Annotated in this window: 9 protein-coding genes; 1 reads left to right on the forward strand and 8 read right to left on the reverse strand. The window is 72.5% G+C overall.

Features of this window, described 5'->3' with window-relative positions:
* Positions 1-8 precede the first annotated feature (8 nt).
* The 8 genes from AB0C29_RS19670 to AB0C29_RS19705 form a co-directional block, all read right to left on the reverse strand.
* Positions 9-665, reverse strand: a complete 657-nt coding sequence (locus AB0C29_RS19670; RefSeq protein ID WP_360822027.1) for an isochorismatase family protein — start codon at positions 663-665, stop codon at positions 9-11.
* A 59-nt stretch (positions 666-724) separates the two neighbouring features.
* The gene (locus AB0C29_RS19675) at positions 725-1,519 is read right to left on the reverse strand and encodes a 2,3-dihydro-2,3-dihydroxybenzoate dehydrogenase (RefSeq protein ID WP_360822029.1); all 795 of its coding nucleotides are present in this window, start codon (positions 1,517-1,519) and stop codon (positions 725-727) included.
* Positions 1,520-1,588: 69 nt separating this feature from the next.
* On the reverse strand, positions 1,589-2,773 hold the full coding sequence (locus AB0C29_RS19680; RefSeq protein WP_360822031.1) for an FAD-dependent monooxygenase: 1,185 nt from the start codon (positions 2,771-2,773) through the stop codon (positions 1,589-1,591).
* A 26-nt stretch (positions 2,774-2,799) separates the two neighbouring features.
* A complete protein-coding gene (locus tag AB0C29_RS19685) occupies positions 2,800-4,116 on the reverse strand; it encodes an AMP-binding protein (RefSeq protein ID WP_360822033.1) in 1,317 nt (438 codons plus the stop codon).
* A 1-nt stretch (position 4,117) separates the two neighbouring features.
* A complete protein-coding gene (locus tag AB0C29_RS19690; protein WP_360822035.1) occupies positions 4,118-4,873 on the reverse strand; it encodes an amidohydrolase family protein in 756 nt (251 codons plus the stop codon).
* Between the two features lie 2 nt (positions 4,874-4,875).
* The gene (locus AB0C29_RS19695) at positions 4,876-5,976 is read right to left on the reverse strand and encodes a 3-dehydroquinate synthase II (RefSeq protein WP_360822037.1); all 1,101 of its coding nucleotides are present in this window, start codon (positions 5,974-5,976) and stop codon (positions 4,876-4,878) included.
* 57 nt (positions 5,977-6,033) lie between these two features.
* Complete coding sequence (locus AB0C29_RS19700) at positions 6,034-6,852, reverse strand: 2-amino-3,7-dideoxy-D-threo-hept-6-ulosonate synthase (protein WP_360822039.1); 819 nt, start codon at positions 6,850-6,852, stop codon at positions 6,034-6,036.
* 40 nt (positions 6,853-6,892) lie between these two features.
* Positions 6,893-8,122 (reverse strand): aspartate kinase, encoded by a 1,230-nt coding sequence (locus AB0C29_RS19705; RefSeq protein WP_360822041.1) that lies wholly within the window; start codon positions 8,120-8,122, stop codon positions 6,893-6,895.
* 259 nt (positions 8,123-8,381) lie between these two features.
* Here AB0C29_RS19705 and AB0C29_RS19710 point away from each other — a divergent pair.
* Positions 8,382-9,649, forward strand: a 1,268-nt coding sequence (locus tag AB0C29_RS19710) for a chorismate-binding protein (RefSeq protein ID WP_360822043.1), incomplete at its 3' end; no start/stop codon positions are given.

The following is a 9,649-nucleotide window of genomic DNA, read 5'->3' on the forward strand; positions in this document are numbered from 1 at the left end:
GCCGCCGGTCAGGTCAGAGCCGCGTGACGGTGTTCGAGCGCGTCGAGCAACGCCCGGGTGGAGAGCACCGACGCGCACCGCCGGGCGGCGTACTCCAGCGCCATCCGGTGTTCGTCCGCGCTGAAGTCCGCGACGGCGTCCGCGACCAGGAAGGGCTGGATGTCCCGGGAGAAGGCGTCGCACGCGGTCATCAGGCAGCCGACGTGGGCGTACACCCCGCAGATGATCAGCTGGTCGCGGCCCCGGCGGGCCAGCCGGCGGTCGAGGTCGGAACGGACGAAGGCGCTGTAGCGCCACTTGGTCACGACGGTGTCCTCCGGACGCGGCGCCACCTCCTCGACGACGCGTCGGCCGTCCGGATCGTCGCTCATGCCCGGGCCCCAGACGTCCTGCAGGAGGCCGCGGTCCCGCGGCGACATACCGCCGGGCTGGGCGGTGTAGAACACCGGGATGCCGAGCCGGGCCGCCGCGTCACGGATCTGCCGGGTGTGCTCGACCAGCGGTACCACCGGGTCCTGTCCCGGTGGGAAGAAGCCGAGGAAGTACCGCTGCATGTCGTGGATCAGCAGCGCCGCCCGGGACGGCTCGGGCTGCCAGTGCACGGTGTTGACCGGCAGCGCGTCGCCGGCGGGCATGCCGTACGGGACGATGGTCGGGATGCTCATGGATTCCTCTCGGTAACGACTGCCGGGAACGGTGCGCCTGCCCGTGGAACCGGCGCCGGTCACCCGCCGAGCGCCGCGCCGCCGTCGACGACCAGTTCCTGCATGGTGATGTGGCCGGCCAGATCGGACGCGAGAAAGACCACCGCCGCCGCCACGTCGTCGGGGGAGGCGATCTTGCCGAGCGGGATACCCACCCGGTACTGCTCCGGCGCGCCCTCCAGGACCGCGCGCGGGCCGTAGTCGTCGGTGAACATCGATCGCAGCATCGGGGTGTCGGTGGAGCCGGGCGCCACGACGTTGCAGCGCACTCCGTGGCCGGCGACCTCCAGCGCGAGACACTTGCTGAACGCCGTGGACGCTGCCTTCGACGCGGAGTACGCCGCCATGTGCATCCTCGGCACCGCCGCCGCGTTGGAGGTCACCGTCACCATCGCCCCCGAGCGCCGCGCCGCCATCCGCCGCGCGACCGCCCGCGACACAGCGAAGACGCCGTCGACGTTCACCGCGAACACCGCCCGCCAGTCGGCGTCACTGATGTCGACGACCGGCCCGGTCCGCAGCACGCCGGCGACGTTGGCCAGCACACCGACCGGGCCGAGCTCCTCCTCGACGCGGTCGAGCACCTCCTCGACCTCCCCGGGCCGCGTCACGTCCAGCCGGTAGGCCCGCGCGGCCGACCCCTCCGCGGTGATCTTGCCGACGCTGTCGCGCAGACCGTCGGAGTCGACGTCGGTGGCCGCCACGATCGCTCCCTCGCGGGCCAGCGCCGCGGCTACCGCGGCGCCGATGCCGTTCGCCGCGCCGGTCACCAGGGCGACCCGTCCGGCCAGTCCGGTGCTCAGGTGTTGTGTCATTCCCCGCTCCTGCCTCTGTCGGTGTACCTGCCGTCCGGGCCGGCGGACCGGGCCGGTGCCGCCGCGGGATCACGACGTCACGGTGCGGTCGCCGGCCTCCTCGTGGGCGTCGTAGCCGTACAGCCAGGACTGCTCGTGCAGCCGCTGCCGCCGGGCGAGCTCGTCGTCGCGGCGGCGCTGGCCGGGACCGTCGGAGAGGTGCAGGACGGTCGCGTTGCGCCGGGAGATCTCGTGCACCCGGTCGACCCGGTCCCGGCGGAGGCGTTCGTAGCGCTCCAGGGCCTCGGCCGGCTCCACCCGCGGTGCGGACAGGCAGCGGGCCAGCACGACGGCGTCCTCGATCGCCTGGTTGGCGCCCTGGGCGACGAAGGGCAGCATCGGATGGGCGGCGTCGCCCACGAGCGTGACCCGCCGGCCGCTCCACCGCGGCACAGGATCGCGGTCGTGCAGGGCCCAGCGGGTCACCGCATCGGCGGCGCCGAGCAGGTCCCGCACCTGCGGATGCCAGTCCCGGTAGGCATCCGCGAGTTCGGTGACCGAGCCGGCCGCCGTCCAGGACTCGGGATACCACCCGGCCGCCGGCGCGGTCGCGCCGAAGCTGACCGACCGCCCGGCCGAGACCGGGTAGCACACCACGTGCCGGTCCGGGCCCAGCCACAGCACCACCTTCGGCTCCGCCCTCAGGAACGGCACCTGCTGCGCCGCGACCACCGCCCGGTAGATGCTCTGTCCCGAGAAGTGCGGCTCGTCGGCCATCAGCCCGGCACGGACCGTGGAGTGGATCCCGTCCGCGCCGGCGACGAGCCCGGCCGAGGCGGTCGAGCCATCGCCGAACTTCAGCGTCGCACCCTCGTCCGAGTCCGCGACGGAGACGACGCGGGCCGCCGCCCGCACCACGTCCGGACCCAGCAGGGACCGCAGCCCCTCGTGCAGATCCGCTCGGTGCACGGTGTAGTACGGCGCCCCGTACTCCTGCTCGCACTGGGCGCCGAGCACCGTACGGGCGATCACGCTGTTGTCGTCCCACCGCCGCAGCTCGATCGCCTCAGGGCGTACGGCCACCCGCCGCAGGTGCTCGGTGAGGCCGAGCCGCCGCAACAGTCGGGTGGCGTTGGGCGCGAGTTGGATACCGGCGCCGACCTGCCCGAAGGCGGGCGCCTGTTCCCAGACCCGGGCCGTCACCCCTTCCCGCTGCAGCGCCGCCGCCAGGGTGAGCCCGGCCAGGCCGGCACCGACGATTCCGACGTTCTCCATGGCCACTCCCTCGGCTCGCTGGTGCGTCAGTAGTAGAGGAGGGCCTTGTCCCAGTCCTCGTCCGGCCCGAAGAGGCTCCGCGGCTTGACGACGTCCTGGCTGACGGTCAGGGCGGCGTGCGGGACCAGGGTGCCGGGGGCCAGTCCGCGCACCTCGGCCTCGACGCCGAGCCGGGACCGGACGGCGGCGGTCAGCGCGGCCGTCGCCTCCTCCCGGAACTCGGGCGCCACCTCGATCTCCACCCGCAGCGCCGCCGGTGTCGCCTTCGCCCGCCAGAACATGACCTGGTGGGCGGCCGGCAGCTCGAAGACGAGCGTCTCCAGCTCGTGCTGGGCGATCCGCTTGTCGCCCACCGGATAGCCGAACCCGGACCGGCCCAGCACCCGGATCGTGGGCAGATTCCAGCCGCAGTCGCAGTCACGGTAGGACAGCTCCACCGCGTCTTCGAGGTTGTACCGGACCAGGGGCATGGCTTCCCGGTACAGCGGGGTGACCACGAGCTGCCCGCTGCCCTCCGGTACGACGGTCCCGTCCTCGGGCCGGTAGACCTCCGGGATGGCACGGTCCGACCAGAAGTGCAGGCGGCCGAACTGGCATTCGCCGGCGAGGCTGCCGGTCTCGGTGGACCCGTACTCCTCCACCACCGGAACGCCCCAGAGCTGGCTGATCCGGGCCCGGCGGGCCGGGGTGAGCGGCTCGCCGCCGACGAACAGCGCGCGCAGGGCCGGGAAGTCGGCACCCGGGTCGTGCCCGGCCAGCCGGGCCGCAGCCGCCCAGATCAGCGTCTCCGTCGGCATCGACCAGGTCAGCGTCACCGCCAGGTCGTGCAACACCCGCACGACCCGGGAGTACGGCATGGCCAGCGACCGGTTGTCACCGGGTACGACAGTGGCCCCGCGCAGCCGGGCGGCGCGGTGCGCCAGGTGACCGGTGATCATGAGGGCGTACGGCGTACGGACCAGGAAGACGTCGTCCGGTCCGATGCCGACCCACTTGCGGGCGTACCGCTCCGCCAGGTCGGTCCAGTCCTCCTCCGTGTAGTACGAGGCCGTGGGCCGCCCGGCCGTGCCGCTCGACTCGTGGTAGGTCGCCAGCCGTTGCCGCGGCACCGCCAACAGCCCGAACGGGTACGCGTCACGCAGGTCCTGTTTGCTGGTCAGCGGCAGGCCGGCGAAGTCGGCCCGGGTCCGGGGCGCGGCCCGCCCGGCGAGATGGCGCCGGTAGAACGGCGACCGCTCGGCCCAGGTGAGCAGGTGCCCCAGCTGGGCGTCCTGCAGCCGGGTCAGCTCCTCGAAGCTGCGCCACTGCCCCAGCTCCGGCAGGTCGGACAGCGTCTGCGTCATCTCACTCCTCCAGGTGGAGCACACGGTGGGCGTTGTGCCAGGCGATCCGGGCCCACTGGTCCGGCGAGGGGCCCACGGCGCGGAACTTGGCGAGCTCCACGTCCGGGTGCTGCAGCGGGAACTCGGAGCCGAACAGCAGCCGCTCCGCGCCCAGCCGGCGCAGCGCCTCGGCGAGGACGCTCGAGTAGCCGCCGGACGTCTCGAACAGGATGTTCGGCCGCGGCGCGATCACGTCGACCGCGTCGAAGTCGATGTTGCCGGTGCCGCTGTGCCCGAGCACGAAGGTGGTGCCCGGAAACCGGGTGGCCAGGGCGGTGAGCTCGCGTACTCCGCAGCCGTCGCGGATCAGGCAGACGGCGTACACGGGATGGCCCGCGGCGGCGGCTATCTCCACCAGCTCCCGGATCCTCGGGTCGGTCAGCGGGACACCGTGTACCGCCGGGGACACCTCCAGTCCGCGGAAGTCGGCCGCCCGTTTGTCGTACTCCTGCGCCGGGCGATGCGGGTTCGCGAAGTAGAAGGGCACCAGCCGCCCGCCCGACTCGCGGCAGGCAGCCAGCACCGCGTCGTTGTCCGGATCCGTGGTGACGTGGCCGCCCCGCACGAGCTGACGGGACAGCCGGTGGAGATCGATCGTCCCGCCCGCGCAGAGCGCCGCCCGTTCGATGCCCGATCCGTCCAGGGTGGCCAGCAGCTTCTCGGCGGCGCCCGCCACCGGGGCCAGCCGGGCGTGGAAGTCGAACAGCCGCTGGGCCATGCTCACTTCTCCAGGCAGAACTCGTCGATCGGGTAGCCGACGTGCCGCTCCGCGGTGGGCAGGTAGCCCAGCACCCGGTCACCGGGGCGCAGCTCGGTGGTGTTGAGCACCACGCCCTGCGGTCCGAGCACCCGTACGTGCCAGTCGTCCTGGACGATGAGGTTGACCTGCTCGCCCTGGGGCCCGACGGCGTCGATGGCCAGCAGCGGACGGGACTCGATCTTGACGCGGCCTACTGTCACCAGCCGGGTGGCGCCCTTGCTGTCGACGGCCCGCACCTTGCTGCCGGCGGTCAGCTCGCTCAGGTAGTTGGTCCGGCCCTCACCCGACAGCGTGTACGAGTGGATCGCCCCGGCGTTGACCCGGAACGGCCTGGTCGGCATGTACGGCAGGGGATGCGTCTCCGAGCAGCACAGGATCATGCCCTTGGAGTGCGATCCGACCAGGATGCCCTCGTCCTCCCGGAAGTGCGAGCAGGTGTCCACGCAGGCCCGCTCCCCCATGCCGACGTGCGAGATGCCGGTGATCTCCAGCTCGACCAGGTCCAGCGACCCGGGCTCCGAGGTGGCGGCGGTGCGCAGAGCTGTGGCGTCCCCGACCGCCCGCGCCGGCAGCAGGACACCGTCGGAGCCGCGTTCCAGGACACCGAAGACGATCTCGGCCTCCTCGACGTCGGCGACCGCGGTGATGATCACGTTGTCGGTGGCCTGGTGGGCCGCCGCCAGCACGATCTCGAGCGGGATCTTGGTCGGGTCCCGGAACAGGATGACGCTCCACGCCTGGGTGCGGGCCGCGACGCAGGCCTTGTCCAGCGTCTCGGCGTCGATGACCTCGACGAACTGGCCGAACTCGACGTCGGGGCGGCTGCCGTACTCCGGTGGCACGCCCTTCGTGACGTCGAGCAGGACGATGTCGACGCTCTCCAGCGACTCCGGCAGAGCGTTGCCGTGCGGCAGCAGCACCCGCTTGACGGTCGGTGGAAGGTCGGCCAGGTCGGCGACGTCCGCCGCCACGATGGCCTCGATCCGCTGGTGGATCGCCTCTTCGATGATCGCGGACTTGGCGGTGCTCGTGTCGCGGATGTCCAGCCAGGACAGTTTCACGGACTTCTCCTCTTCACCGGTGGAGCGGGACTGCAGTGCGGATGGTGCGGGCGGGCGTCACCGGGCGGCTGTCGTCAGCTCACGCGGCGGCAGCGCCGTGACGGGCTCGGCATGGACCCGGCCGGCGACCAGCCGGGCGAGCCGGCCGGCGTCGGGGGCCTCGAAGATGTTGCGGCCCATCGCCAGACCCTCGACGCCGGCGCTGAGGACCTCGTCCACGTGGGACAGCAGCGCACCGGTGTCGGGCAGCCGCGGGCCACCGGCGACGATCACGGGTACGGGACAGCTGCGCACCACGTCGGCCATCGCGTCCACCGCGCCGACGTACGGCAGCTTCACCAGGTCGGCGCCGAGGTCGGCGGCCAGGACGCCGGCGTGGGCCACCAGCTGCGGGTCGCGGGGGTTCTCGATGCGCGGGCCGCGTGGATACATCATCGCCAGCAGCGGCATACCCCACCGGTCGCACGATTCGGCCACCCGGGCCAGGTCGGCCACCTGGCGGGCCTCGTCGGCGGAGCCGAGGTTGACGTGCACGCTGACGGCGTCGGCCCCCAGGCGCAGCGCTTCCTCCACGCTGGCCACCAGGTACTTGGCGTCGGGGTCGGGGGCGTGGCGGGTGCTGGCGCTCAGGTGCACGATCAGCGCCGTCCGGCTCAGCAACCCGGGCTCGACGAACCGCAGGCCCCCTTTGTGCAGCACGATCGCGTCGACCCCGGCCGCGGCGAGCTGCGCCACCAGGGCTCCCGGGCCGCCGGCCACCACGATCGGGCCGTCGGAGATTGTGTGGTCCATCGGGACGACCAGCAGGCGGGTGCCGCCGTGGCGGTAGAGCCGCCGCAGCCGTACGGTGCGGCCGAAGGGCAGGTTGGCAGACAACGTGGTGCCTCCTCAGTACTGAGCGATCGGCCCGGCGCGATCAGGACGCGACCGCGGTCGCCAGGTCGAAGTTGTCGTGGTCGAGGCCGAACTCGTCGTGCAGGACGGTGACCGCGGCGCCCACCATCGGCAGCGGGACGGTGACCGAGGTCCGCAGCTGCGTGGCGGAGACCCAGCTGGTGGCGATGCCGGCCCGGCCCAGGGCGGCGAGCATCCGGGCCACGATCTCCGGCCGGTTCAGCAGCCCGGTGCCGATCAGCGAGACCTTGCCGACCTCGGCGTTGACCTCGACCTGCCCGCCGGCCGCACCCACCGCCGAGCGCAGCGGCTCCAGCAGCCGGGCGAGCTGGTCGCGGTGCACCGTGAAACCCATCCGGAACTCGGGTTCGCCGCTGCCCGAGCGAGCCACCAGGTCGACGGCCACCCCGCAGCGGCCGAGCGTCTCGAAGACCTGGGGGGCGACGTCGGTGTCGGCGCGCAACAGGATCCGGGCGACCGCGCGGTCGTGCGTGATGGCCACCACCGCGCCGCGGTTGTCCAGCGACTCGGCGGGCGCGATGAGCACGACGGTGCCGGGCTCAGCGGTCGCGGAGCTGCGTACCTCAATGTCCACTCCGCTGAGTGACGCCAGCTCGACCGCGCGGGAGTGCATCACCTTGGCGCCGCCGAAGGCCATCTCCGTCATGACGGCGGAGACCACCGTGGGCAGCCGCCGGCTGCCCGGCACGATCCTCGGGTCGGCCGTGTAGATGCCGTCGACGTCGGTGTAGACCTCGCACCGGCCGGCGCCCAGTTCCGCCGCGACCGCGACCGCCGTGGTGTCGGACCCGCCCCGGCCGAGGGTGACCACGTCGCCGTGCTCGTCGACGGCCTGGAAGCCGCTTACCACGACGACCCTGCCCTCGTCGAGCAGGTGGCGGATGCGGGTGGTGTCGATCCGCGCGATCAGCCCGGAGCCGTGCTGCCCGCCGGCCCGGATCCCCGCCTGCGCCGCGGTCAGCGAGGTCGCCGGGACGTCCCGGGCGGCCAGGGCCATGGCCAGCAGGGCGGCGGCGGCCGTCTCCCCGGTGGCCAGGAGCTGGTCGAGCTCCCGGGCGGGGCGGACCGGTGACACGATCTCGGCCAGGCGGAGCAACTCATCGGTGGTGTCACCCCGGGCCGAGACCACCACCACGACCGTATGTCCACTCGCGACAGTGCCGGCCACGACGCCGGCCACGTGCCGTACCTGCTCCACCGACGCCAGTGACGATCCACCGTATTTCTGCACCACAATGGGTTGCCGACTATTCATAGCGCGTTCACCCCGGAAGCTCGAAAGGGCGGAATGGTCCGGCCGGCGGATGCGGTAATGCGCATTCTGTCCGGGCATTGGCGACGCTAGCAGCGGGGTCACGGCCGGCGTAACTACCTGTTCAAGTGGCCGGAACTCACCTCGTTGCCTTACACGAACAAGTAGTTGTCAGTGCCGAAATGGCAGTGCAGGGTCGATCCGACGTCGCATTAACCCGCGCCGGAGGGACATTGACGTGACACCCGACACACATTCACCGGTCAACCCGCCACCAGCGGAACCGGGAACGGCGGACCACCGGCCGGAGGCGGCAGCCCTGCTCGATCAGCTGTTGGCACCGCACCCACCGGCCTTCGCGCTGCTGCACCGCCCGCAGGCCGGTCCGGACACTGTGGACATTGTGGCCGGCACCGCGTTCGTCGTGGACCGGCTGGCCGACCTGCCGCTCCCGGGCGACCCGGGCGCCGGCAACGACGAGCTCATCGCGCTGATCCCCTACCGGCAGATCATCGAACGCGGCTTCGTGTGTCACGACGACCGCACGCCCCTGGTGGCGATCCGGCCGGCACGCCGGGCCACGATCACCCGCACAGCGCTGCTGGAGCTCCTGCCGGACGAGCCGGTCCGGCTCGACGGTGGCGGCTTCGACCTCGACGACACGGCGTACGCCGACGCCGTGCGCACGGTCCTCGACGAGGAGATCGGCCGGGGCGAGGGTGCCAACTTCGTGCTCAAGCGCTCCTTCCTCGCCACCGTCGCGGACTACTCCGTACGCAAGGCGCTGGCCATGTTCCGGCGACTGCTCACCGGCGAGACCGGGGCGTACTGGAGCTTCGCGGTGCACACCGGCGACCGCACCCTGATCGGCGCCTCGCCGGAGCTGCACGTCGGGGTGCACGACCGGCGGGTCCGGATGAATCCGATCAGCGGCACCTACCGCTACCCGGCGGCCGGCCCCAGCGTGCCGGGAGTGCTGCGCTTCCTCGGCGACCCGAAGGAGACCGACGAGCTGTCCATGGTCCTCGACGAGGAGCTGAAGATGATGGCCCGCATCTGCCCGCAGGGTGGCCGGGTCCGCGGACCGCAGCTCACGGCCATGGCCCGGGTCGCCCACACGGCGTACCACATCGAGGGTGACAGCGACCGCGACCTGCGGGAGATCCTGCGCGAGACGCTCTTCGCGCCGACCGTGACCGGCAGCCCCGTGGAGAACGCCTACCGGGTGATCAACCGGCACGAGCGGCGCAGCCGTGGCTACTACAGCGGCGTGCTGGCCCACTTCGGCCGGGACGCCGGCGGCCGGCGGCTGCTGGATTCGGCGATCATCATCCGGACCGCGGACATCGACCGCTACGGCCGGCTGGACCTGGGGGTCGGCTCGACCCTGGTCCGGCACTCGGACCCGGCCGGCGAAGTGGCCGAGACCCGCAGCAAGGCGATGGGTCTGCTGAGCGCCTTCAGCGACGAGCCCGCCACGCCGGCCGGTCGTTCGGCAGCCCGGCC

Source organism: Actinoplanes sp. NPDC048791 (assembly GCF_040650095.1).
GTDB lineage: Bacteria > Actinomycetota > Actinomycetes > Mycobacteriales > Micromonosporaceae > Actinoplanes.